The sequence below is a fragment of the Cloacibacillus sp. genome, assembly GCA_036655895.1.
Classification (GTDB): Bacteria; Synergistota; Synergistia; order Synergistales; family Synergistaceae; genus JAVVPF01.
In genome coordinates, this window is record JAVVPF010000006.1 from 49,713 (window position 1) to 71,658 (window position 21,946).

General features: G+C 55.4%; 23 protein-coding genes. 16 read left to right on the forward strand and 7 right to left on the reverse strand.

Annotation, left to right across the window (positions count from 1 at the left end; all coding sequences use genetic code 11):
• Positions 1–97 precede the first annotated feature (97 nt).
• Both rmuC and RRY12_03315 read left to right on the forward strand, forming a co-directional pair.
• Positions 98–1,465, forward strand: coding sequence for a DNA recombination protein RmuC (gene rmuC, locus RRY12_03310; protein ID MEG2183683.1), 1,368 nt, complete (start codon positions 98–100; stop codon positions 1,463–1,465).
• Positions 1,466–1,519: 54 nt separating this feature from the next.
• Positions 1,520–2,917, forward strand: a complete 1,398-nt coding sequence (locus tag RRY12_03315) for a Sapep family Mn(2+)-dependent dipeptidase (GenBank protein MEG2183684.1) — start codon at positions 1,520–1,522, stop codon at positions 2,915–2,917.
• Positions 2,918–3,006: 89 nt separating this feature from the next.
• On the opposite strand, the gene RRY12_03320 is transcribed toward RRY12_03315, so the two are convergent.
• Positions 3,007–4,551 (reverse strand): serpin family protein, encoded by a 1,545-nt coding sequence (locus RRY12_03320; protein ID MEG2183685.1) that lies wholly within the window; start codon positions 4,549–4,551, stop codon positions 3,007–3,009.
• Positions 4,552–4,749: 198 nt separating this feature from the next.
• On the opposite strand from RRY12_03320, the gene RRY12_03325 reads away from it, so the two are divergent.
• Genes RRY12_03325 through RRY12_03345 form a run of 5 tightly spaced genes read left to right on the forward strand, consistent with a single transcriptional unit; the run spans position 4,750 to position 9,057 of the window.
• Positions 4,750–5,574, forward strand: a complete 825-nt coding sequence (locus tag RRY12_03325; protein MEG2183686.1) for a nitroreductase family protein — start codon at positions 4,750–4,752, stop codon at positions 5,572–5,574.
• Positions 5,571–7,475, forward strand: a complete 1,905-nt coding sequence (locus RRY12_03330) for a TetM/TetW/TetO/TetS family tetracycline resistance ribosomal protection protein (GenBank protein ID MEG2183687.1) — start codon at positions 5,571–5,573, stop codon at positions 7,473–7,475. Before RRY12_03325 ends, RRY12_03330 begins: the two co-directional genes overlap by 4 nt.
• Entirely contained in the window at positions 7,472–7,930 is a 459-nt protein-coding gene (locus tag RRY12_03335) for a thioesterase family protein (protein ID MEG2183688.1), read from the forward strand. Before RRY12_03330 ends, RRY12_03335 begins: the two co-directional genes overlap by 4 nt.
• 18 nt (positions 7,931–7,948) lie before the next feature.
• Positions 7,949–8,389 (forward strand): hypothetical protein, encoded by a 441-nt coding sequence (locus RRY12_03340; GenBank protein ID MEG2183689.1) that lies wholly within the window; start codon positions 7,949–7,951, stop codon positions 8,387–8,389.
• A gap of 56 nt (positions 8,390–8,445) precedes the next feature.
• Positions 8,446–9,057, forward strand: a complete 612-nt coding sequence (locus tag RRY12_03345; protein ID MEG2183690.1) for a hypothetical protein — start codon at positions 8,446–8,448, stop codon at positions 9,055–9,057.
• 177 nt (positions 9,058–9,234) lie between these two features.
• On the opposite strand, the gene grdA is transcribed toward RRY12_03345, so the two are convergent.
• The 5 genes from grdA to RRY12_03370 all read right to left on the reverse strand — a co-directional run bounded on the left by grdA (position 9,235) and on the right by RRY12_03370 (position 13,358).
• A complete protein-coding gene (grdA, locus tag RRY12_03350; GenBank protein ID MEG2183691.1) occupies positions 9,235–9,711 on the reverse strand; it encodes a glycine/sarcosine/betaine reductase complex selenoprotein A in 477 nt (158 codons plus the stop codon).
• A 78-nt stretch (positions 9,712–9,789) separates the two neighbouring features.
• The gene (locus tag RRY12_03355) at positions 9,790–10,113 is read right to left on the reverse strand and encodes a thioredoxin family protein (GenBank protein ID MEG2183692.1); all 324 of its coding nucleotides are present in this window, start codon (positions 10,111–10,113) and stop codon (positions 9,790–9,792) included.
• Positions 10,114–10,200: 87 nt separating this feature from the next.
• Positions 10,201–10,605, reverse strand: coding sequence for a GrdX family protein (locus RRY12_03360; protein MEG2183693.1), 405 nt, complete (start codon positions 10,603–10,605; stop codon positions 10,201–10,203).
• Between the two features lie 137 nt (positions 10,606–10,742).
• On the reverse strand, positions 10,743–12,056 hold the full coding sequence (locus RRY12_03365; protein ID MEG2183694.1) for a glycine/betaine/sarcosine/D-proline family reductase selenoprotein B: 1,314 nt from the start codon (positions 12,054–12,056) through the stop codon (positions 10,743–10,745).
• Between the two features lie 12 nt (positions 12,057–12,068).
• A complete protein-coding gene (locus RRY12_03370) occupies positions 12,069–13,358 on the reverse strand; it encodes a glycine/sarcosine/betaine reductase component B subunit (protein MEG2183695.1) in 1,290 nt (429 codons plus the stop codon).
• A 190-nt stretch (positions 13,359–13,548) separates the two neighbouring features.
• Here RRY12_03370 and RRY12_03375 point away from each other — a divergent pair, with 190 nt between their 5' ends.
• The 3 genes from RRY12_03375 to RRY12_03385 all read left to right on the forward strand — a co-directional run bounded on the left by RRY12_03375 (position 13,549) and on the right by RRY12_03385 (position 18,303).
• Complete coding sequence (locus RRY12_03375; GenBank protein MEG2183696.1) at positions 13,549–14,727, forward strand: sugar diacid recognition domain-containing protein; 1,179 nt, start codon at positions 13,549–13,551, stop codon at positions 14,725–14,727.
• A 133-nt stretch (positions 14,728–14,860) separates the two neighbouring features.
• Positions 14,861–17,359 (forward strand): leucine--tRNA ligase, encoded by a 2,499-nt coding sequence (gene leuS, locus RRY12_03380; protein MEG2183697.1) that lies wholly within the window; start codon positions 14,861–14,863, stop codon positions 17,357–17,359.
• Complete coding sequence (locus RRY12_03385) at positions 17,359–18,303, forward strand: hypothetical protein (GenBank protein MEG2183698.1); 945 nt, start codon at positions 17,359–17,361, stop codon at positions 18,301–18,303. Before leuS ends, RRY12_03385 begins: the two co-directional genes overlap by 1 nt.
• A gap of 69 nt (positions 18,304–18,372) precedes the next feature.
• Here the strand turns inward: RRY12_03385 and rpsT are convergent, their stop codons facing one another.
• Entirely contained in the window at positions 18,373–18,639 is a 267-nt protein-coding gene (rpsT, locus tag RRY12_03390) for a 30S ribosomal protein S20 (protein MEG2183699.1), read from the reverse strand.
• A 211-nt stretch (positions 18,640–18,850) separates the two neighbouring features.
• Here rpsT and rpmH point away from each other — a divergent pair, with 211 nt between their 5' ends.
• From rpmH to RRY12_03420, 6 genes are all read left to right on the forward strand, one after another.
• A complete protein-coding gene (gene rpmH / locus RRY12_03395; GenBank protein MEG2183700.1) occupies positions 18,851–18,985 on the forward strand; it encodes a 50S ribosomal protein L34 in 135 nt (44 codons plus the stop codon).
• Between the two features lie 5 nt (positions 18,986–18,990).
• Positions 18,991–19,383 (forward strand): ribonuclease P protein component, encoded by a 393-nt coding sequence (locus tag RRY12_03400; GenBank protein MEG2183701.1) that lies wholly within the window; start codon positions 18,991–18,993, stop codon positions 19,381–19,383.
• 1 nt (position 19,384) lies between these two features.
• Positions 19,385–19,681: a membrane protein insertion efficiency factor YidD gene (gene yidD / locus RRY12_03405; GenBank protein MEG2183702.1), complete on the forward strand. Its 297-nt coding sequence runs from the start codon at positions 19,385–19,387 to the stop codon at positions 19,679–19,681.
• Between the two features lie 7 nt (positions 19,682–19,688).
• Positions 19,689–20,513 (forward strand): YidC/Oxa1 family membrane protein insertase, encoded by an 825-nt coding sequence (locus RRY12_03410; protein MEG2183703.1) that lies wholly within the window; start codon positions 19,689–19,691, stop codon positions 20,511–20,513.
• 3 nt (positions 20,514–20,516) lie between these two features.
• Positions 20,517–21,209, forward strand: a complete 693-nt coding sequence (jag, locus tag RRY12_03415) for an RNA-binding cell elongation regulator Jag/EloR (protein ID MEG2183704.1) — start codon at positions 20,517–20,519, stop codon at positions 21,207–21,209.
• Positions 21,210–21,215: 6 nt separating this feature from the next.
• A partial coding sequence (locus tag RRY12_03420; protein ID MEG2183705.1) for a prolipoprotein diacylglyceryl transferase occupies positions 21,216–21,946 on the forward strand: 731 nt, incomplete at its 3' end.

Sequence of the window (21,946 nt, forward strand, 5' to 3'; positions counted from 1 at the left end):
TCTTGTTAGCTGCTTTCTGTATCAATAATAACTCATATTTGTCCTTTGATAAACAAAGTTCGCGTTATAATATCGGGATAACGGAGGTGTTTGTGGTATGCCTTTACTTTTGGGAATAGGCGCCCTGCTGATTCTTGCAGGCATTTACATTGTGATGTCGCTTTCGCGTTTTCGCGAAGGCGCGGGCGCCATGGAGCAGACGGCGCGCGAGCTGTTGACGCGGCTGCAAAAGATGGAGGGCCGTCTTGACGATTCGGAGGAACGCGTAGGCTCGGCGCTTGCTCAGATGCGCAAGGAACAGCGCGAGTCCGCAATCGACAACAGAAACGAACAGACGCGCAACATCGGGATATTCGGCGACGCACAGGCGCGGCGCATCAAAGAGATCGGCGATATGCAGCGAGAGAGCCTTACTGCGTTTTCGGGGCAGCTGACTGACATAAGCCGCCTCAACGAAGAGAAGCTCGAGGCTGTGCGTGAGACGGTTGAGAAAAAGCTCTCCGAGCTTTACAAAAGCAACGAGGAAAAGCTTGAAAAGATGCGGGCTACCGTGGACGAGCAGCTTCACTCTACGCTTGAAAAGAGGCTCGGCGAGGCCTTCGCCACAGTCTCCGAACGCCTGGAGCAGGTGCACAGGGGGCTTGGCGAGATGCGTGCGCTAACTTCGGATGTAGGCGATTTAAAGCGCGTGCTGGCAAACGTGAAGGTGCGCGGAAGCTGGGGCGAGATGCAGCTTGGCGCGCTGCTTGCGCAAATACTTACGAAGGAGCAGTACGAGGAAAACGTCTCGACGCGGCCCGGGAGCGCGGAGCGCGTTGAATTTGCCGTCGTGCTGCCTGGCGCGGGCGATGGCGGGAGCCGAGTGCTGCTGCCGATAGATTCAAAGTTCCCGCTTGAAGATTATCAGCGGCTTGTGACCGCCTCTGAAAACGCGCAGCCGCAGCAGGCGGCGGAGGCGCGCCGCGCGCTTCGTCTTAGGGTGCTTGCTGAGGCGGCGGATATTCGCAACAAATATCTGGAACCGCCCTTCACCACCGATTTCGGCATACTTTACCTGCCGATAGAGGGCCTCTATGCGGAGGTGCTTCAGATAGACGGCCTCTGCGAGCAGATGTCGCGCGACTTCCGCGTCGTGCCGGCGGGGCCGACCACTATATGCGCGCTGCTCAACAGCCTTCAGATGGGCTTTAGGACGCTTGCCATAGAAAAGCGTTCCTCCGAGGTGTGGGCGCTTCTTGGCAAGGTGAAGAGCGAGTTTGAAAAGTTCGGAGAGGTGCTTGACAAGACGCGCCAGAAGATAGACCAGGCCGGCAAGGAGCTTGAACGCGCCGGCACGCGCACAAGGGCTATCAACCGCGCGCTCTCCGGCGTGCAGAAGCTTTCCTCGTCAGACGAAGCTCTGCCCGCGGTTTTTGACGCCGACTGTGAAAAAGAAGAAGAACGCGGCGATATAATTGACGATTGATTGCAAACTGGCTATTATGGCTTATAAATAATCAATGAAAGGAAGTTTTGCAATATGAATAAAACTCTTCATGATATAGCTGACGCGCAGTTTGAGCCCATGCTTAGGGATCTTCGCGCATCAATATCCATTCCCAGCACTCTGGACGAGGCCGCGGCCACAAAAAAGGATCCGTTTGGGCCGAAGGTCTCCGCGGCGCTTGAACAGTTTCTTGCCTGCGCGGCATCGCTTGGCTTTGAGACAAAGAACATCGAAAACGCCGCAGGATGGGCGGAGATCGGTTCTGGCGACACGCTTGTCGGCATTCTGGCGCATCTTGACGTCGTGCCAGTCGGCGACCTGTCCGAGTGGAAATATCCTCCGTTTGCGGCGGAGGTGGCGGACGGCGCGCTTTGGGGCCGTGGCGTTGCTGACGACAAAGGGCCGGCCTTTGCCGCGCTCTATGCGCTGAAGGCGGCATCCGATGCCGGCGTGCTGAACGGCAAGCGTTTTCGCGTCATCGTAGGCGGCGACGAGGAGAGCGGCAGCCGCTGTATGCGGCGCTATAAAGAGACGGAAGAGATACCGGCTTACAGTTTCTCGCCAGATTCGTCGTTCCCGCTCATAAACGCCGAAAAGGGAATGGCCAAGGTCATCTTCTCGAAGAAGATAATCAAAGAAGAAGAGTTTGCTGACCTTCCTGCGCTCGTATCACTTGCGGGCGGTTTCCGCTACAACGTCGTGCCCGACAGGGCGGAGGCGCTCTTTGAGGGCCTCTTCCCGGAAGAGGAGATGCGCCGCATATCTGAAATGAAAAATATCGAAGTCCGCGTCGAAGGCGCGCAGACGCGCGTCAAGGCCTTTGGAAAAACGGCGCACGCGATGGCTCCTCACACGGGAGAAAACGCGCTGCTTACGCTCTTTGCCGCCGTCGGCAGGCTCATGTGGAAGCCTGTAGAGGCAAAGGATTTTATCTGCGACATGGGCTTTCTTTTTGCCGACACCTACGGCAAAGAGGCGGGCATTGCAAAGAGCGACGAACTCTCCGGCCCGCTTACGTGGAACGCGGCGATAGCCGATGTGACGCCTAAGTATGCGGAGCTTAAGGTGGACATACGCTATCCCGTCACCGTGAATTGGGACGAACTTTGCGCGGAGCTTAAAAATGCCGCAAAACGCGCGGACGCGGAGCTTGTTGTGGATATACACAGCGCCCCTCTCTTTGTGGACCCGAAATCGCCGCTCGTTGAAAAACTGCTGAAAGCCTACAAAAACGTCACGGGAATAGAGGCGCAGGCCGAAAGCACCGGCGGCGGAACCTACTGCCGTTCGATACCGAACGCCGTCTCCTTCGGGCCGAACTTCCCCGGAGAACCTGACCTCGACCACCAGCCCAACGAGATGATGACGCTCGAAAACCTGAGAAAGCTGCTGCATCTTTACGCGGAGGCGGTGGCGCTGCTCGCCGAGTAGGAGCGGGCTGCTATAAAATAAAGGTGCAAGAGGCGGCGAACTGGGATACCCGTTCGCCGCCTCTTGCGCCTTTACAGTATTTTGCCTTTTTAGGGTTTCGTATATTTTCCTATGAAAATTATTGCGCCGCTTCGGTTGTCCTTTATCAAATAGATGAAGGGGCGTTCGGCGCGGAATACCACTGCGTCGTTGTCCTGCGGAGGAAGCGACATCTTCATCATGATGACGGCGGTCGCGGCCGCAGCCTCGGTGCCCTCTTCACCTACCTCGATGAAGGTCTTGTGCAGTATGTTGCTGATGTAGATATTGTTTTCTCCCGTTATGCCGGAGAAGTTCGCCTCGCCGGCCTTGAAGGCGGAGGGCATCCCAAGCGCCGCAAGCACGGGCGCCAGTTCGTAGTCGTTTTCCTGCTTGAATTTAGGGAGGAAGATTTTAACGCGCCGGGGCGACATCGCCGCGAGCCATTCGTCGAACTGATTTGCGTTCATCGCCTTTTCAAGCGTCTGTATATTTGAGCTTTTGTCGGGCAGCAGCACTATCATCGAAAAACGGTCGTCCTTGTAGGGCAGCTCCACCATCTCAGCGTCGCTCAGTTTCGCGTAGTTCACTTTGTCGCCGGTGCGGCTCATGGTGACGACGTTCACGCTTTTTGCCGGCGTCGGCCAGAAGGCGCGCGGCTGGCTTTTTTCCGGCTCAAATTCCTCAAGCCACGAAGATTTGAAGTAGACGGCGTTGGCCAGCACCATTAGAGTGTTTTGGGTGAGGATGCCGGGCTGGATGATGTTTTCGATTTTTTTGTTTGTCTGCTTTGAGACCCAGTTGTTTATCGTTTTGCGCGCCGCCTCGGGGCTTGCTTTGTAGTTCAGCGGCGTCATTTGAGCGTTGTACCAGTGTTTTACGGTCTGCGAAAATTCGGGAAGTATTTTCGTTCCCTTCGCGGGCCAAATGGAATTTGCAGCGCGCAGCTGCGCCGTATCCTGCGGGACGGCGTTCAGTTCGTTGATGAGCGCGCCCATGTTCTTATGAATATCGGGAACGAGGAAAAGCACCTTCGCCATCTGGGCCTCCGTCACTCCGCGAGCGCCGGCGTAGCACATAGAGAGGGCCGAGATGACGCTGTAGGGCGAGACGAAAAGGCTTTTATCCTTCTGCGCGGCGGCGAGTCTGCCGTAGAGGTCAAAGGTGAAGCCGTTTACCGCGGATGCCGCCTTTACTGTGAGCGCTTTCGGATTTGCGGAGAAATCGTCGTTTGTCTCTATGGCGCTGAGGCCAGCGCGCATCGCCGCCATCTCGATGTCGTTGCGTATGGTCTCATAATCGTAGCCCGCCTCTTTGAAATAGGGGCGGTAGGACTGCGCCAGCGTGCGCATAGCGGCGAGGCCGTCGCTGTCAAGCTTGTCGATCTCCTTTTCAACATGCTTGAGCGCCATGACGAGCATACTTACCACCTGCGGCTGAGTGAACGCGCTCTTTCCTGGCTCCACCTTTTCGTCGATTAGCCCCTTGTCGGAGAAGCTCCTCAGAAGATGGTAGGTCCAGTGGAACGGCGGAATAAGCTCCTGCGTCTGGGCCGAAGCGGCAAGCGGCATCAAGAAGGCCGCCGCCATCGTTAATATCAAAATTTTTAGTTTCATTAAATTTCCTCCTGTTTATAGGTGTGTCGCCAAATATTCAATTTACGGCTGCTCCGCATGTGGCATAGATTATAGCCTAAAAAAAGAGAAAAAGCCCGTTATAATTGCCGCCATTGCGTCATAAACTTATTGGCAGGTGATAAAATTAGCCTGTAGGCAAAAGAATATCAGATACTCACAGGAGAGTGACATCTTAAAATGAACGAACTTAGAGTAGACGAAGGTAAATGCACAAAGTGCGGCTTATGCGTGCGCCTGTGCCCGACGCAGATCATAAAATTCGGAGACTTCGGTTTCCCGGAGATGGACGAAAGACGTAAAAATCGCTGCATAGAGTGCGGCCAGTGCGTGCTTTTCTGTCCAGCCTGCGCGAACGACCTTTCATTTATGGAAAAAGAGAGACTTGTAAAGGTCGCGGATATAAAAATGCCGACGGACGAAGAGGCGCAGGACCTTCTGCGTACACGCCGCAGCATTCGCCAGTTCGACGAAAGGCCGCTTTCGCGCGACGAGCTCCATCGTATATTTGAGACGGTGCGCCAGGCGCCCACAGCCGTCAACGAACAGCCTGTGCGCTGGATAGTTTCTGACAGCCCTGACAAGACGAAGGAGATAACGAACCTCGTGCTCTGCTGGCTCCGCGAGGAGATATTCAAAGACCCGACAAGCCCTCAGGCGCTGCTTGGCGCCTCTATGATAGCGCACGCGAAGGAGGGGCGCGACCTGCTGCTGCGCGGCGCGCCGCACGCGGCGATCGCCGTCGTGCCGAAGAGCCATCGCTGGCCCGAGGACGGCGTCATAGCGCTCACCTATTTTGAGCTTTCGGCGCACGGTATGGGCGTCGGATGCTGCTGGGGCGGCTACCTCACCACCGCGATACGGAATTTCAAGGGCCTGCGCGAATATCTTGGCATAGGCGAGGACGAACACGTCTGCGGCGCGCAGATGTTCGGCTGGCCGAAGATAAGGCCGTCGCGTCAGTACGCGCCGCGCAGAGATGTAAAGATAGATTGGGTGAAATGACGCAAACCCGCACTCTGACCATCGGAGTGATGGCCCATGTGGACGGCGGAAAGACGACGCTTACGGAGCAGTTGCTTTTCAGATCCGGCGCAGTGCGCTCCCTTGGGCGCGTTGACGACGGCAGCGCCCACACGGATTTCATGGACTTTGAGCGCAGACGCGGCATCTCCGTGCGCTCTGCCTCCGCTCTCATACACTGGAACGACGCTAAGATTTTTATTATCGACACGCCGGGACACAGCGACTTTGCGGGCGAGGCGGAACGCGCCATGCGCGCCATAGACGCGGCTGTGGTGGTCGTCTCCGCCGTGGAGGGCGTCCAGTCGCATACGGAGCTTATATGCCGCTCACTTGAAGAGGCCGGCATCCCGGCCGTCTTTTTTATAAACAAGACGGACAGGACGGGCGCCTCAGTAGAGGATACGCTTTCCTCGCTTCGCGCGCTTTTGGGCGTAACGCCGCGCGCCGTGGATGTGGGCGACGACGAGGCGCTTGCGGAGGCGGCGGCCGAGTATGACGACGCGGCGCTTGAAAAATATTTTGACAAAGGCGCCGCCGCGTTTACGAAAGAGGAGCTGCTGCGGCTGCTTGCCTCCGCCTTTTATTCAAAAAAGCTCGTTCCATATATCAAAGGCTCCGCGTTAAAAGGCGAAGGCGTTGACGAACTTCTCTCACTGCTTGCGATGCTTGCTGAAAAAAAGAACGAAGATGGGCCGCTTTCAGGCGTCGTCTTCAAGGTCGAGCACAACGCAGCGCTAGGCCGCGTCGCCCATCTGCGACTTTTTTCCGGCACGCTGAAAAACAGAGAGGTCATTCGGGCCGCCTCCGGATGCTGTGAAAAGGTGACGCAGATTCGCGAAGTGACGGGCGCAAAAGAGTTCGACACAGGCATACTTTCGGCAGGGGAGGCGGGCGCCGTCTACGGACTCGCCTCTATCGCAAGCGGAGAGGTGATAGGAGAGCCGGCCTTCGTGCCGCCGCGAGCCGCGATGGCCTCTCCCATGCTCCGCGTAAAGATAGAACCAAAAGACGAGCAGCGCTATCCCGCGCTTGTCGCGGCTCTTGCGGAACTCTCCGCGGAGGAGCCGCTGCTTGACGTTATATGGGAGAAGGAAAGCCGCGAGCTGCTTGCGCGCGTCACTGGGCTTATCCAGATAGAGATACTGGAGGCCCTCTTAAAAGAGCGCTTCGCCATTGAAGCGAATATCAGCGCTCCGATGATCATATATAAGGAACGGCCGTTGAAAAAGGCGCGAGGCTACGTGGAATATACAATGCCGAAGCCCTGCTGGGCCGTGATGGAGTTTGAGATAGAACCTCTTGCCCCCGGTTCTGGCGTAGTCTTTGAGAGCGTCGTAGACAACGACAAAATATTTACGCGCTATCAGGCGCAGGTGCGCCAGACGATACCGGAGGCGCTTCGTCAGGGGCCGCAGGGCTGGGAGACGACCGACTTAAAGATAACGCTGACAGGCGGGGAACATCACACCGTCCACACTCATCCGCTCGACTTTATGCTGGCTACGCCGATGGGCGTGATGGACGCGCTCGTAAACAGCGGAACGGAGCTGATGGAGCCTATTCAGAAATTCAGACTTGCGTTCCCCGAGGAATACAGCGGAAAACTTATAGGCGAAATAATCGCGATGCGCGGCCTCTTTGATACTCCCTCCGTGAGAAAGGGGACATTCACAATAGAGGGGCTTATACCGCTTGCCTCGAGCATGGATTTCCCGATACGGCTTGCGTCGCTTACAGGCGGAAGAGGTGCGTGGTCAGCTGCGGGCGCGGGGTACGCGCCCGCTCCGCCGGGCGAAGGGGCCGCCGTGCCATACCGCGGCGTCTCGCCGCTTGACCGCGCGAAATATATTTTATATAAGCGAGGAGCGCTTGGAGCATGAAAAACGACAGCCACGAAATTATAAGCGATTTTGAGCTTGCCCTGGCAATGCGCGTACGTTACAGTGAGACAGACCAGATGAAAGTTGTCTACAACGCCAACTATCTCGACTGGTTTGAGGTGACGCGCACGGAACTCTGCCGCAAATGGGGCGCGGCCTACACGGAGTGGGAGGAAAAAGGAATCATTCTTCCCGTAGTCGAAGCCTACTGCCGCTACAAGCACCCGGCGCGGTACGACGACGAGATAGAGCTTTGGGGGCGCATTACGGAGCTGAAGGTGCACAGCGTGAAGTTTGAATACAGGATAAAGCGAGCGCCGGACGGCCTCCTGCTTGCCGAAGGATGGACGAAGCAGGCGTGCGCAGACGCAGAAGGACGCCTCTTAAAAAAGGAGCACGGCTTTTACCTGTGGCTGAACGCTGAACTGGAAAAAAGGGCGAAAGCCGCGAAATAATCCATGCGCCGCGGTTTTATGCTTTGTGAGCTTATCGCGGTCATCGTCATCATCTGCTCAGCGGCGGCAGTAGTTATGGTTTTGATGCCGCAGAAGAGCGAACGGCAGGTGGTGGCGGAAGAGGCGGCACGCGCCGCCTCTTGGTTCAAGTACCGTATGTCAAAGGCCGCAAGAGAAAGGGTCGCCTTCGACGTGCAGATGACGAGCGGCGGCATCAACGACTATGAAGCGACCGTAACATGGTATGGCGGCGCGATGTACATGAAGCACGAGAACTTTGCGTTAAAGGCGGCTGATTTGAACTACCTCGGCGGCGCGAGCCTGCTGACCTTTGACGGGCGCTGGCATACGATGACGCCGGCCGCGACGTTTGCGATAAAATCAAAGTCCAGAAGCGACATCCGCCTCTACATGACCATTTCTGGAACTGGCTATATTGATATAAGGGAAAAGCTGTGATAATCTGGTCCTTTAATAGATAGAATAACTGTAGAGACAAACGGGAGCTGTTCGTCGTGGAAAATAAATCGTGGCAAAAAGAAATAGATTTTCATTGCAGGTTTGGGATATGGCCGTTTCAACGGAGCCTTGACATCACGCCGGCCGGTTTTTTGTACTGCGGCGAACTGATGCCGCTTAAGACCATCACGCGCATCAGATGGGGGATAGACCAAAAAAGAGGCGGCGTCTTTCCGAAAGTAGCCTACGTCGCTACCTTTGGCACGCAGACGCGGGAGTTCACCATAAAAACAAAGCAAAAAGATTTTTACGAGCACCTGACTCAGCGCATCTGGCGCGCCGTCGGCAAGAGGCTGATGGCCGACATGCTGGACGGACTGAAACAGGGCCGCGAATATAACTTCGGAGATTTCTCCGTGGCCGACACCGGCGTCACGATAACGCAAAAAAGCATATTTAAAGGCTCGCAGCCGGAGTTTTTCGGATGGGAGAGGCTCAAATGGGGAATAGTCAACGGCAACCTCGTATTCACCCCCGCTGACGCCCCCGACAAGCTTCTCACAAGCGCGTCGTTTATATGGACCGACAACACTCACGTGCTCTCTGTGGCGCTTGCGCTGCTTCAGGAGAGCGCAAAGAAAAACCGCTTAAGCGCCATCGCGGACTAAACGCACAAAAAAGCAAGCGGCAAAGCCAACTCATAACGCGGCGGCATTTCGGAAAACAGACCGAATGCCGCCGCGTTTGGCGTGCGCGTCACGGCGAACGCCAAATTCATTAGTGCCGCAACAACAGCCGGCGTGACTTGAACGTCACGCCGGCTGTTTAAAAAATTCTCGGTAAGACTAAAGAACCGCCTTACTGTACTGTTCGCGCATGCCTTTGACGGCTGCTGCGAGCGCTTCGGGGTCGAGAACCATTTCCATCATGGAAATCTGCTCTTCCCACTGCGCGGGGTCGCATTCTGAACGGATATCCTCATCAAATATGTGATATACGGGAAGTCCCAACGGGACTCCAGCAAGCGGGCCTGCGAAGGTCGGGTCGCCGTTTGTGACTGTTTCGCCGTAGATCTCTGCGCCTTCAGCGTCAGATGATCCAAGCACTACAACACAATTTTCGGCTCCAAACTTCTCAGCTGCGTCTTTGATACGCTGCTGATTCTGCAAGTCCATTGCTCCTGCCGCGGTTCAGACGAAGCACTCGGTGGCTGAGAAGACTATGTCAGCACCTGAGTCCTTGAGACATGCTTCCATCGCAGGTCCCGGAACTCCGTCTCTTTCGCCAAGCAGGAGAAGTTTCTTATCTTTTAATTTGCCCATGGACAAGACACCTCCTATTTGAATTTTTTATTGCAAAATCAAATGCCGGAGCATTTGAGATGTGCCAAATGGTTTGCCTTACTTCGTAAGGTTTTCGATTTCCGCCCTGATCGATTCGGGGGTGCATTCTTCCTTTGAAAGGCGCTTTACCTCAACGCCGTCTTTCCAGAAGAGGAATGTGGGAAGTCCCATAACGCGGAAGCCCATCGCGACTCTCTTGTTTGTTGAGCAGTCGACAGAGGTGAACTTCACTTTGCCTTCAAAGTCTTTTTCCATATCGTGGTAGTGCGGCATGAGTCCCATGCAGGGAACGCACTGGGGGCCCCAGAAGTCTACTACTACGGGGATCGATGTTTCCTGACGCACTTCGGCGTCGCAGTTCTCTTTTGTAAGTGCAATCATTTTATTTGCCTCCTGTATAGTTAGATGAAACTAATTCTCACTTTTTATTATCATAACACTGGTGCGTGCTAATGTCGACTTTATTAATTAATTTGATATTTCAGTTTCGGCTTTGATTAGCATTGCGTCGCGCAGCGTCCTCTGAAGCATCTGCCTGTCGATGATGCCAAAATCTTCGCTTGGCTCCGGCAGGTTGTGGTTAGTTCTTTCAAATATATAACGTTCCTTGGCCTTCTCTATGGAGATAAGGCCGTCTTTGTCATATTGACGGTCGTTTTTTTCTACGGCGAGCGACCTGTACGGGCCGCGCATTATCGGGACGTTGGGCGGCAGAGGCGCAGATACCAGTTTCCAGCCTTGCTGGAGCATCTCTTCCGTCTTGTCCAGTGTATCTATCGGCGTGCCTTCGACCAAAATGATTTCATGCGGGACCGCCGCGTTGGTTTCGATCCAGGGGTTATTGGTGATTATGCGCATTTCAATCTCGGACATTTATTAGCCCCCTTCTATTCGGCATTCAATGCCCTGTATAATAATTTATTTTGAGGGAAAAAGCAAAGGGTTTTTAGTGCAGAATAACAAAGAATAAGAAAAATGGGCGGCGGGAAGCCGCCCATTTTTGTCTGAAGCTATTTCTTTTCGAAAATCGTCTGTTCTGTGATGGGTGTCTGCATTGCGGCGAAGGCGCGCATGATGAGCTCTTTACGAGCGTCTCTGTCGACTTCGGGGCCGAGTTCCGGCTTGCCCGCGGGATGAGGGATCGCCACGCCGGGGACGATTCTGTTTGTTCCGACTGTGAGCATGATGGGAACTATTGTCGCTATCTGGACTACGGGAATACCTGCTGCGTTTTCAATTTCTCTTGTCATAGATGCACCGCATCTAGTGCAGGTTCCTCAGGTGGAGGTGAGGATCGCGGCGTCAACTCCAGCTTCTTTCAGACGCTTGCCGATCTCCTGGCCGAACTTCTCTCCGAACGCGACGGCTGTTCCTGTACCTGTTGTGGTGTAGAACTTGTCGTGCAGTTTTCCGAAGACGCCCTCTTTCTCAAGCTCGCGCATGATGTCGAGAGGAACTACCACGTCGGGGTCGATGTTGGCCCACTGACGGTCGTAACCGCCGTGGATAGACTCGTAGTTTTCGGGGGTGAGGTTATCAAGCATTGAAATGTCGTATTCGCCGAAGCTCTCCGCCGATGAGACGCGGATGTGGTCGGGGTTGCCCACGGGCACGATGCCGCCTGATGTTACGAGGGCGATCTTCGCGTGCTTCAGGTCTTTGAGGGGAGCTGCCGGCGGGATCTTCTTGAATGTCGGCATCTCGTATTCTGTCTGGAACTCTTCGCCTTTGAGCTTTTTGAGCAGCATCTCTACAGCGCGCTCAGCTCCGCTCTTCTCGTGGAAGAAGGATTTTCTCATGCCGCGGCTGAGGTAGCCTTCCTCTTTCGCGGGGCCCATCGGTTCGCCCTTCGCGAGTTTGAGGCCGAGCTTCGCCATTACGGGGAGAGCCTTGCCCATGCCGCGCGCTGAATCAGCGCAGGGGACGATGTATGTCTTCTTGGAGTAGAGTTCGACTCCGGGGTTCTCATGGTACATCGAGGTGACTGTCGGGATGCCGAGCTCCGCCGCGACTGTCGCCGCGATGTCGCCGCAGGCGAAACCGTAGCGGCCTGCGTTGAACGCGGGGCCTGCGATGAAGAGGTCGGGCTTCGCCGCCTTGATCATCTCAAGGCACTTCGCGCGGGCTTCTTCTGTATGTTCGCCGTAGAAGCCGTCGCCGCAGATGACTGTGGAGACGATCTCAGCGTCGGCGCCGAGTTCCTGGTTGAGGCCGAGGCCGGGGCCGGCTACGCCTTCGCGGATCTCAGGCTGATGGTCGGCCTTTTCTTCTCCGCCGATACCGGCGTAGAACTGGTTGATATAATGTACAACTTTAAGTGCCATCTTAATTACCTCCTATATCCACTCGCAGCCGAGCTTGTTGAAGCCGATCTCTGCTGTGGAGGCGATGATTGACTGAAGCTCTACGTACATTGAGCCGTCGGGACGCAGGCTCTCTTCGGCTCCGCCGGAAAGGACCGCGATCGCTTCAGGATATCCGATAACTTTGTCCATCGCGGGAACTTCGATCATTTCGTTGACGTTGCCCGTTGAGATGAAGCCCGTAAGTTCAGGCGTGGCGTCGGCAAGGCTCTGGCTCGCGCCGTCCGTGCCGGCTGATTCGTCGGAGACGAGGACCGCCTTGATGCCGGCCTTCTCGAAATTCTTCGCGTTGAGGCAGAGGTCTGTGTCGGGGTTGCCGTAGCCTTCTTCTGAAACGATGACGCCGTCAGCGCCGAGCTGCTGGGCGATGTCAAGGTTCATCTGGGAGGCGCGGAGCTTGCCTGCGAGCACTGTGCTTTCCTGTGTCGGGATGACGCCGAGGAAGTTGATCTCTTTGCCGTGGCGCGCGTAAAGGGCCGCCACTATCGGGTTATGGCAGTGATGCCATGTTGTGTTCTTGTCGCACGCAGAGACGCAGTTTCCCGAGACCATCGCGCCGTCGAGAACTTCGTTCGGGTGGATGAGGGTCGGAAGCGAGGGACGAAGGTCCGCCGCGTAGAGGTATGTGTCGTGCAGAAGGCCCTGTGTGATGTTCATGCAGACATATACGACCTTCGGGAGTTCGGGGTACTTGTTGTTTTCTTCGAAGGTGCTGCCCTTTTCGTAGACGACGACTTCGTCGGCCTTTGCGCCCTCTTCCTCAGCGCAGCGCGCGAGGTAGACAGCAAGCTTCAGTCCAGCTTCGCGGAGGGAGGTCTCGTAAAGGTGCTTCTCGAGATTTTCTGTCGGCTCTACGGAGAGGACTATGTTGTATGTTGCAGAGAAGGGTGAATAGGGAGCCGCGGGGCCGCTCATGTCGATGAAGCCCTCCTGGAAGGCGACGATGGGGCCGCATGTGATGACCGCCGCGCCGTCGAGGACCATTGTCTCGCCGTTGCCGGCCTTTTCCATGGGAGCCATGAAGCCCGGGAAGTAGTTGCCTTTGCCCATCTTCACGCGGGGTTCTACTGCGTCCTTGACGGGGATGATGCGGGTCTTTTCACCGGGGCGCGCAAAGTCGATGCTCACCTTGGCGAAGTTTCTGTCGTCTGCGACCACCGCTTCAGCCTCGCTCTTGTTCACGTAGAGCACGCCGTCTTTGACGTGGGTTTTGTCTGCAAAATCGAGTCCCTTAATATGGACCTTATGCAATTCCAAACGCATTTTGCATTCCTCCTTATAAATGTTTGTATTTCCTGGATGTTTCAAACGGAGACTCTGTTTCGTCCCCCTTGTTTTCATATTCACATTCTACCCATAGTCAAGTTAAAATACATTAGGCCTCAGAACATAAAAATATAGTATAATAAATAACGAACTATGCTCTTGAATAAAACGACCGGGAGTGGCTGGCATGTTTAAAAAGATGGCGCAGAATATAGCGGAGAGCGCAAGCGAAGTAATCGGCCGCGGCGTGCTTGTTACCGATGAAAACGCGATAATCATCGGGTGCAACATCAAAAAAAGGCTCGGGACCTTCCATGAACCTTCTATAAAGGTGATGAAGGACAACAAGCCCTACGTCACCTATTCGGAAGAAGCTAAAAAAACCCCGGGCGTCTATCCCGGCTACACGCTTCCGATACAGTTTTTCGATAAGGTGATAGGCTCCGTCTCTATAACTGGCATACCCGAAGAGGTGGAGCGCTTCGGGATGCTGGTGCAGAAACAGGCCGAGATAATGCTGCGCGAACAGGCCTTCCTTGAATCAAACCTCATGCGCGAGCGCGCGCTGCGCGACCTTGTCGAAAACGTCGCCGCCTATGACGGCTCGCACAGTATGGGCGTCCTCGTCATGATGCAGGGCAAGGAGCTTGGCGTGACGCTCTCCAGATGCAAGGGGGCCGTCGTCGTCGAGATGAAAAAATGGAGGGACGATTCGAGCGAGAACGCCTATCAGACGATGGTGCGCGAACTTCGCTCCGCCTTTTCACACCCGCGCAACATAATATGCCCTCAGCGCAACAGGAGGGTCACCATATTCGTCACGCCAAACCGTCCGGGAACGGACGAAGACGTCTCCCGAAATATAGAGGCAATAGCGCAGAGCTTTATAGAAGGCATTGAAAATAAGGGCATCACGGCGGATATCGCGGTCGGGTTTCCCGCAAACGACCTGACGGGGCTTGCCATCTCGCTGCGCTCGGCGAGAGACGCTATGCGTCTTGCCGGGCAGCTCAAGCTGGCCGGCGTCATCGCGGCGCGTGCTCTGACGAGCGAGGCGCTGCTCGACCTGCTGCCGGTGGGCAAGCGCGACGAATTTGCTAACCGAACGCTTGCGGGGCTGGAGGGGCGCAACGATTACGAAGAGATGCGCGACACCTTCCTCGGCTGGTGCGAATCGCCGTTTGCGAGCGGTGAGGTGGCCGACCGGCTCTCGATGCACAGAAACAGCCTCCAATACCGCCTGAAAAAAATACGCGCGCTCACCGGCAAGGACCCGTGGAACTTCAAAGACGCCTTTGAACTGTGGGCCGCTTTTGTGCTGAAAAACATAAGCACCGAAGACCCGGCGAAGCAGGAAGAAAAATAAAGCGAAAGAGCAGAGCGCGCTTTTGCGCGGTGCTCGCGTTTGACCTCAATAAACGCTGTGTATATAATAGCGCAATGGCTTTAAAGATATATTTATTACAGATCATTTAAGAAGGTAAGAAGGAGAGATATAGATGTCGTATGATTTTTCCGCCATAGAGCCAAAGTGGCAGAAGGAGTGGGCCGACTCAAAGATTTTTGAGGTCGAGGCCGACCCCGCGAAAGAGAAGTTCTATTGTCTTGAAATGTTCCCCTACCCGAGCGGCGCGCTCCACATGGGCCACCTCCGCAACTATTCGATAGGCGACCTGCTTGCAAGATTCCTGCGTATGCAGGGGCTGAACGTACTCTACCCGATGGGCTTTGACGCCTTTGGCATGCCTGCTGAAAACGCCGCTATAAAAAACAAGACGGCTCCTTCCGACTGGACGTGGAGCAACATCGAGCACATGACGCAGCAGCTCAAACACGCGGGTTACAGCTACGACTGGCGCCGCCGTGTCGAAACCTGCAACGAGACATACTATAAATGGAACCAGTGGCTCTTTTTGCAGTTCTATAAAAAAGGCCTCGTCTACCGCAAGCACGCGCCTGTCAACTGGTGCGACAAATGCCAGACTGTGCTTGCCAACGAACAGGTCGTGGGCGACGGCGTCTGCTGGAGATGCAGCACGCCAGTCACAAAGCGCGGCCTCGACCAGTGGTTCATCAGGATAACGGACTATGCCCAGGAGCTTGTGGACTGCCTTGACGAACTCACCGGCTGGCCGGAGCGCGTCGTCACGATGCAGCGCAACTGGCTGGGACGTTCCGAAGGCGTCAATTTCCAGATGGAGATAGAGGGCACGGAACTTAAGCTCGACGCGTTCACAACGCGCATCGACACGATTTTCGGCGTCACCTTCGTGGCAATGGCCGCGGAGCACCCGTACGTCGAAGAGTTCGCGAAGATGGCGGGCGGCGAAAAGGCGCTTGAGATGCGCGACTTCGCAAAGAAAATGGCAGGGCGCAGCGCGATAGAGCGCACCGCGATAGGCACAGACAAAGAGGGCGTGGAGACTGGCTTTTTTGCGGTCAACCCCATTACAGGTGAAAAGGCTCCGATATGGATAGCCGACTATATCCTTACAGACTACGGAACGGGCGCCATCATGGGCGTTCCCGCTCATGACCAGCGCGACTTTGACTTCGCGCGCAAATATAACATCCCCGTCGTCACCGTCGTTCGTCCGGAAGACGGCCCCGCGCCGGACGGCGCTACGATGCCCGCGGCCGTCGCGGCCGACGGCGTGGCCTGCAACTCAGGTTTCCTTGACGGCCTGCACACTGACGAAGCCATCAAAAAGGCAGCGGATTGGTTTGAAGAGCATGACAAGGGCAAAAAAGAGGTGCAGTTCCGTCTGCGTGACTGGCTCATCTCGCGCCAGCGCTACTGGGGCACGCCGATACCGATGCTTTACTGCGACAAGTGCGGCATAGTGCCTGTGCCGGAAGATCAGCTCCCCGTTAAGCTGCCGCTTGACATCGAGATGCCGGTAAACGGCGGCAACCCGCTTGCCATGCGTCCCGACTGGTATGAGACTACATGCCCAGTCTGCGGAGGCCCCGCGCACCGCGAGACTGACACGATAGACACATTCTTCTGTTCGTCATGGTACTTTGACCGCTACACCTCGCCGTGGAGCGATGATGCGCCGTTTGACAAAGAGGCGGCGAAATACTGGATGACGGTCGACCAGTACATCGGAGGCATCGAACACGCCTGTCTGCATCTTATCTACGCGCGCTTCTTTACGAAGGTGCTTTCAGACTTGGGGCTGCTCCCCGCCGATATGCGCGAGCCCTTCAAGCGCCTGCTGACGCAGGGCATGGTCATCAAAGACGGCGCGAAGATGTCGAAGTCCATCGGAAACGTGGTAGACCCAGACGAAATAATAAAAAAATACGGCGCCGACACCGCGCGTCTTTTCATACTTTTTGCAGCACCCCCAGAGAAAGATCTCGACTGGTCGGAGCGCGGCGTCGAAGGCGCAAATCGCTTCCTAAGCCGCGTCTGGCGCCTTGCTGACCAGAACATCGAGCAGCTGCGCAACGCCGCAAAGAGCCGCGTCTCAATGACGGATATAAAACTCCAGTCAGAGCGCGATATGAAGCGCGTCATCCACAGCACGCTCGACCGCGTAACGAAGGACATTCGCGACGAACGCCAGTTCAACACCGCAGTGGCGCGCCTTATGGAACTTGCAAACGCGCTTATATCGTTCGCGCCTGAGGACGCGCAGGGATGGAGCATCAAACGCGAAGGCGTTGAAACTCTTCTTTGCTGCCTCTCTCCGTTTGCGCCGCACCTTACGGAGGAACTGTGGCATCAGTTGGGCAACGAGAGCTTCCTTTCTATAGAGAAGTGGTTTGAAGTCGACGAGTCCGCTCTTGTCGAAGACAGCGCCACCGTAGTGCTGCAGATAAACGGCAAGGTGCGCGAGCAGTTCACCGTTCCCGCCGGACTTTCAAAGGACGATCTGCTTGCCGACGTAATGGGCCGCGAAGCGACGAAAAAGCGTCTTGAGGGCAAAGAGATAGTCAAAGCTATCGCCGTTCCCGGCAAACTTGTAAACGTAGTGGTCAAAAACTGATGCCGGCGCTCCTCCTTATCTCCGCCTCCGGCACCGCGCAAAGGCGGCTTTTGGAGGAGACGACGTCAGCACTTGAAAAAAAAGGTTATAGCGCCGCCGGTCGTCAGGAGGGCGGAGAGTGGAACTCTCTGCTCTCTGACAACATGACCGGCGGCCTTTTTGATGAAGAAAGATATATAGTCGTCGAAAGCGCGCCGCTGCTTGGCGCTATGCCCGAAAAGCTTTCCGGCATGATAGAGCCGGAAGCCTCGGTAGTGATAGTGCTCGTCTACGACGGAGACGCAAAAAACAGCGCGGCGAAATTCATTCCAAAGCCCGCGCTTGCCAAATGCCAAATGCTCAAGGCGGCGGAATTTCCGAGATGGCCGCGCGAGCGTCAGGCGTGGACTATGGCTCTGGCGAAGGAGCTCCATGTGGCGCTTGCGCCGGACGGAGCCGCTATGATAGTGGAGCTGCTGGAAGACCCGGAAGAGATACGGGCGCAGCTGAAGAGCCTGCGCCTTTTGAAAAAAGGGGGCGCGGCTTCCGCCGCCGATGTGGAGCGCCTATGCCTCGACGACGGAAGCCGTAATCTGCTTAGGCTTCTTGACGGCCTCTGTACGGGGGATTTTGTCGGAGTCATGAAAAGCCTGCGTTCGATGGCGCGCACCGACGACCTAATACCGCTGCTTGCGCCTCTGCACAACAGAATGCGCCTTGCGTGGTACGCCGGCGTCGGAAAAGAGGCTCCTCTTTTTGCGCAGGCGCTGGGCGCCAAAGACTACGCGTGGCGTATGGCTAGGCAGGCCGACCAAAGATACGGGCACGCGGCGCTTACTAAATTCATAACGGCCATCATAAGAATAAACATCGAGGAAAGAAGCGGAGCTGGCGCCGGCTGGCACGGCCTTGAAACCGCCGTGATAGAACTACTTTCTGCGCCGCCAGCCAGAGGACGCAATTAAAAAAACTAAAAACGGCAGACTCCCCGAAGGTCGACCGCCGTTAATTTGTCATAATGGGAAAAACTGATCCTATGCCGCGAGAGCTTTTACTTTAGCCGCCATGCTTGACTTGCGGCGGGCCGCTGTATTACGGTGGACGACGCCCTTAACTACCGCCTTATCCAGTACGCCCTGAGCCTCGTTCAGCTTTTTAGTCGCAAGATCAAGATCCTTGTTCGCAACCGCTTCGAGAACCTTCTTTACCGCGTTCTTGCAGCGAGTTTTCCAGAAACGGTTGTAAATGCGGTTTCTCTCAGTGACCAGGACTCGTTTTTTTGCTGATTTCTTATTTGGCAATGCCGTCACCTCCTTCACAAAGACAACGAATATCTTAACACATCATAGCCCAGTTGCGCAATAGTTCAAAAAAAAACTTCAAAAAAGAATATTATTTTCTTGCTCCCAGGCCAACTCTATGCTATATTTAACAGGTTGTTTATGCGACAATAATTCTGCAAAGAATTTTTGATATTTTGATAACGATGACATAACACAGGAGGTGTAGTCTGTGAAGAGAACATTTCAGCCGCACAATATAAGACGCAAGCGCGCAATGGGCTTCCTGGAGCGCTCTGCATCCCCGAGCGGACGCCGGATTCTTAGAAACCGCCGCCGCAAGGGCAGAGCACGCCTTGCCGTCTAACAGCCGTGATTTTTGGCTTTTCGTCTGAAAAAAGACTGAAGAGCGGGTGGCAGTTTGATCTTGTTTTCCGCACCGGGCGTCGTGAAACTGGCGGACTGGTGCGGTTATTGTTTCTTGTAAAGAGAGACGGCCCCGCTCAGATAGGCGTCACAGTAGGCAAAAAAATGGCAAACGCTCCGCAGAGAACGCGGGGCCGCCGTATCATGAGAGAGGCTATGCGGCGCCTTTATCCGTGGATAAAGGACGGCGTGTGGGTAGTGGCCTCTTTGCGTGAAAATGCGCTTAACGCCGGGGCAGATGAAGTATATGCTGACCTGGCCGCATCGCTGAAACGGCGCGGACTGCTGGAGCCGAACTGGCCCGGCGCAAACTGGTCTGTGGACAGAGAGCGCGATTGAACTGCGCATATTTTCTCTTCCCATAATATTTTGCATCCGCCTCTATCAGGCGGTGCTGACTCCACTGCTCGGCGGAGGCAAGTGCCGGTTTTACCCGACCTGCTCTCATTACGCCGAGGAGGCGGTGGAAAGATACGGGGCTCTTATTGGGATATGGCTTTCCGCGCGGCGGCTCGTAAAATGCGGACCGTGGCATCCAGGGGGCTATGACCCCGTCCCTGAGCCGGATGAGATAGCTTCACGGAAATGGATAGGACTGCTTCTGGCTTTCAGGAGCAAACTTCGAAAGGATAGGTGAAACAAATTTGAGCTCATTATGGAATGGGGCAAGTCAGCTCCTTCTTGCCGTACTTGAATTTTTTTACGGAATAACACATTCATACGGATTGGCGATCATACTGCTCACAGTTGCTGTGAGAATAGCGCTCTATCCGCTCAACCAGAAACAAATGCTCAGCATGCAGCATATGCAGAAGATACAGCCCATGCTGAAGGTGATCCAGGAAAAATACGCCAATGATAAAGAAAAAATGAATCAGGAGACGATGCGTCTCTACAAAGAATATAAGGTCAACCCCGCCGCGGGCTGCCTTCCGCTTATAGTTCAGCTTCCGATACTGATACTCCTTTTCAACGTTCTCCGCACCTATGACTTCTCCGGCACCTCTTACCTCGGCGTCATGCTCGGTTCTTCAACGACGGCAGGTCTCGCCCAGGCTCTTGGAGTGCCACCCCTCGCCGGCGCAAACGGTGAATACAGCATAATGGCCGTGCTTACCGCAATGATAACAAACCCCAGCGGCCTCGCGCATGTCGGACTCTACCTTGGAAACCTCATACTGCTTATCGCTATCTCGGTGCTCACATGGGCGCAGCAGAAGCTTTCCGGCGGCACCAATCCGCAGATGGCTATGATGAATACGATAATGCCGTTCTTCATGGCCTTTATATGCCTTTCGATGCCGGGAGGCGTGATGCTCTATTGGGGCCTTTCATCGCTGATAGGCGTGGCGCAGCAATATTTTGTAATGAAAAAGACAACGGAACAGCTCGCCGTGAAGCCGGCGCTCCACAAGAACAAGCCGGTAGGACAGCAGCCAGCTGACGACGACGATGAAGACGAGGAATAAAATATGAACAGCAAAGAAACCGAACAGATACCGCTGCCGGAAATAGAAAGCTCCGTCGTTGAGTGTCCCTCAGTTGACGAGGCTAAGGCGCAGGGCGCCAAAATGTGGGGCATCACGCCCGACGACGTCGACGCCACTGTAATATCGGAGGACAAAAAACTTTTCGGCCTCTTGGGTTCCACCTTCAAGGTCGAGATTCGTCCCTTTGCGCCCGTCACCTATATCAAATCATGCCACTTCGTAAATGAGATACTTGACAAGATGGATCTGGACCTCATCCCCGAACTGACCGACGACGGCATGATCAACCTTGTCGGAGAGGACGCGGGCGTAGTGATCGGAAGATACGGCGAAACTTTAAAGGCGCTCGAATACATCACAAACCTCGTATGCCACGACGACCTTTCAACGCGCCGCGTGCGCTTTGACTGCGGAGGCTACCGCGAGCGCCGCGAGCAGACGCTAAAGCGCCTCGCAGAGTCCATAGCGCGCGAAGCGAAGCACAAGGGCTCTCCCGTCAGCCTTGAGCCTATGTCCAGTTGGGAAAGACGCCTCATCCATATCGCGCTTCGCGATAATAAAGAGGTAGAGACGCGCTCAATAGGCGAAGAGCCGCTTCGCCGCGTGCTCGTCTGCCCCGTGGGCGCAGCCTCGGGCAACCGCAGAAGGCGTCCGCAGCGCGGCAGATTCAACTAAGGCGAGATGCACCCGGTAATATTCAAAATATCATTTCTCGAAGCCCGCAGCTATTATGTGCTGTGGGCTTCTGCTTTGCTGCTTTTCATATTCTGGACGCGGCGGCGCGCAGAACGTCTCTACGGCATCGACTACGACGACGCCTCATCCGTGCTTATCTGGGTCTACTGCGCCGGTATACTTGGCTCCTATGCCGCAAGCGTTGCGGGGCGTCTGCCGCTTTATTTCAGTGGCGAGATGCCGCTTTCCATGGTGTTTCGGGGCATGACCTCATGGGGCGGGATGGCGGCGGGCGGCGTGGTCGGGCTTTACAGGCTTAAGAGGCTGCGCATCAGAGCCGGAGCCTTTGCGGACGCGGCGGCGCTTCCAGCCGCAGCTATGCTTGCCATAGGGCGCGTCGGCTGCCATCTTGAGGGCTGCTGCGCCGGAGTCGGCCGGTATTATGAAAAGGCGCCTCTTTTTGGACTGCATTTTCCGTTTGATGCAGCCGGTTATTATCATTTCCCATCGCAGCTTTTGGAATCTTCCGCCGCCTTTGCCATTTTTCTGATTCTGCTTATGACACAGCGCCTATTGAAAAAATGCGGCCGGCTAAGCCAGGGCGGAGTGCTCTTTCCGATCTTTCTTGCGCTCTACGGTCTTTACAGGTTTTGTACGGACGGCTTTAGAGCCGCGGGCGTTGCCGGAGTTTCGCAAAGCGGAGATATTGTGTGGCTCGCGGCTATGGCGATAGGCGC